The 2,549-nt window shown below is 72.3% G+C and carries 1 protein-coding gene; it reads left to right on the top strand.

Annotated features, from left to right (window positions below; all coding sequences use genetic code 11):
• Positions 1-2,422: carboxylate--amine ligase/circularly permuted type 2 ATP-grasp protein (locus DD1DGNOD_RS18300; protein ID WP_131770694.1), on the top strand; the 2,422-nt coding region annotated here is incomplete at its 5' end.
• Positions 2,423-2,549: the final 127 nt, after the last annotated feature.

The raw sequence follows: 2,549 nt of genomic DNA, 5'->3' as shown, positions 1-2,549 counted from the left end.
TCCGTGCACCGATCTCGCCGACCTGCGAGGCAATCTGCTCCAGCTGCGGCACGAGCTCGTGGCGGCCGCCGAACCGCTCGGACTCGGCCTCGCGTCCGCGGGAACCGTTCCGTTGGTCGACCAGGACGTACTCGGGATCAGCCATGACCCACGCTACGAGCAGATGCTCGCCGACTACCAGCTTCTCGCCCGGGAACAGCTGATCTGCGGCGCGCAGGTGCATGTCGAGGTCGCGGATCGCGACCTCGCGATAGCGGTGGCCGCATGGGTCGCGCCGTGGCTGCCGACGCTGCTCGCGGTGTCGGCGAGTTCCCCTTACTGGAAGGGCATGGACAGCGGCTACGCGAGCATGCGCACGCTGGTGTGGCAGCGGTGGCCGACCGCCGGTGTCACCGGGTCGTTCAGCACGGCGGCCGAATACGACCAGGTTGTCGCGGATCTGATCAAGTCCGGGGTGATCAGCGACCCTGGCATGGTCTACTTCGACGTCCGTCCGTCCGCGCATCTGCCCACGGTCGAACTGCGTGTCTGTGACGCCTGCCCGGACGTCGACACGGTCATCCTCATCGCCGGCCTGTTCCGTGCGCTCGTCCGCCGGGCGACCCTGGCGATCGAGACCGGCGTGCCCGTACCGCCGCAGCGAACGGAACTGCTGCGGGCGGCCACCTGGCGGGCGGCCCGGTCCGGGATCGAAGGTGACCTCATCGACGTGGCCGGGGCGGGTCCGGTACCAGCGCGGGACCTGCTGTACCGGCTGGTGGACGAGGTGCGCGCCGAGCTCGAGCACGCCGGTGACTGGGAGCTGATCCGCGATCTCACCCACTATGCCGTTGGACGCGGCAGCGCCGCGGCCCGGCAGCGGCGGGCCTTTGCCCGGCGCGAGCGGCTGGCCGACGTCGCCGACCTCATCCTCGCCGAGACCCGCGAGGTGGCGGGCGCGGCGAGCCCGCTGGCCGCGGCCGTGGCATCCACCCGTCGTCCGCAGCCGGCGGCGGGCCTGCTGGCCGGCTACCAGCCGGAGGGTTTCGACGAGGTGGTGGACGCCGACGGCGCGGTCCGCGCATCCTACGGGAGTGTGATCCAGACGCTGGACAGCCTCGGAGCGGGGGTGCTGGCGCAGCGCTCCGACGCCCGCGGCGCCGAGCAGATCTCCCGCGGCGCGGTGTTCCGGGTGTCCGGGGAGGACGCGGCCCGCCCCCTGCCGTTCGACCTGGTGCCGCGCATCGTCTCCGGCGCCGAATGGTCACGGCTGCGGGCGGGTCTGTCCCAGCGCGTCCGGGCGCTGGAGGCGTTCCTGCACGATGTCTACGGCGAGCAGTCCGTTCTCCGGGACGGCGTGGTCCCGGCCTGGGCGGTGCGGGACGCTCCCGGGATGCGGGCTGCCGGGTTCGACGTGCCCGTGGACGCCGTACGGGCGAGCGTCACCGGCATCGACCTGGTCCGGGATGCCAGCGGTAGCTGGTACGTCCTCGAGGACAACCTACGGGTGCCCTCCGGGGTCGCCTATGCGATGGAGGGCCGGCGGCTGACCCGGCTGATCCTGCCCGAACTGGCACTGCCCGACGGGCTCATGGGGGTCGACGGCATGCCCACCCTGCTGCACGAGACCCTGGTCGCCGCGGCGCCCACCCGGGCGGCGGGGGAGCCGGTGGTCGCCGTGCTGACCGACGGGTCGGACAACTCGGCACATTTCGAGCACACGCTGCTGGCCGAGGAGATGGGGGTGGCGCTCGTCGAGCCGTCGGACCTTGTCGCCGACGACGGCCCCGACGGCGTTGTCATCCATCACCTCGGCCGCGCCGGCCGGCGGCGCGTCGACGTGCTGTACCGGCGTTTCGACGAGGACGACCTGGACACGGCCGTGGCCGCCGACGGCCGGCCGCTGGGTCCGGCGCTGGTCGCCGCGGTGCGGGCGGGCACCCTCAGTCTGGCCAACGCCCCCGGTAACGGGGTCGCCGACGACAAGCTCCTGTACGCCTACGTGCCGCAACTGATCAGCTACTACCTGGGCGAGCGGCCGCTGCTGGACGACGTCCACACCTATGTCTGCGGGGATCCCGACCAGTGCGCGCACGTGCTGGACCATCTCGACGAGCTGGTCGTGAAGCCCGCCGACGGCTACGGCGGGGACGGTGTCCTGATCGGCCCGCAGGCGGGTGAGACCGAGCTCGCCGCCGTCCGGCGGCGCATCCTGGCTGATCCGCGGCGCTGGATCGGCCAGGAGCTCGTGCGGCTGTCGACCCATCCGACCTGGCATGAGGGCCGGTTGCTGCCGTGCTCGGTGGACCTGCGCGCCTTCGTCTACCTCGGTGCGCAGGCAGTCGTCGCGCCGGTGGCGTTGACCAGGGTCGCGCCCCCAGGCAGTTTGATCGTCAATTCGTCCCGGGGCGGTGGTTCCAAGGACACCTGGCTGCTGAGCTGACGGACCGCACAGCGCAGTCCCGCAGCCCGGCGGGGTTGTACCAGCCGTGTACCAGCCGGGCTGTGCGGGTGGACGGGCGGCAGAGGCCCCGGACGACCGCCATCGCAACCGCGATGTTATCCGCCGG

It is taken from the genome of Candidatus Protofrankia californiensis, from assembly GCF_900634765.1.
GTDB classification, from domain to species: Bacteria; Actinomycetota; Actinomycetes; order Frankiales; family Frankiaceae; genus Protofrankia; species Protofrankia californiensis.
Note: the sequence above shows the minus strand (reverse complement) of the source record. Positions and strands in the feature narration are given on the sequence as shown.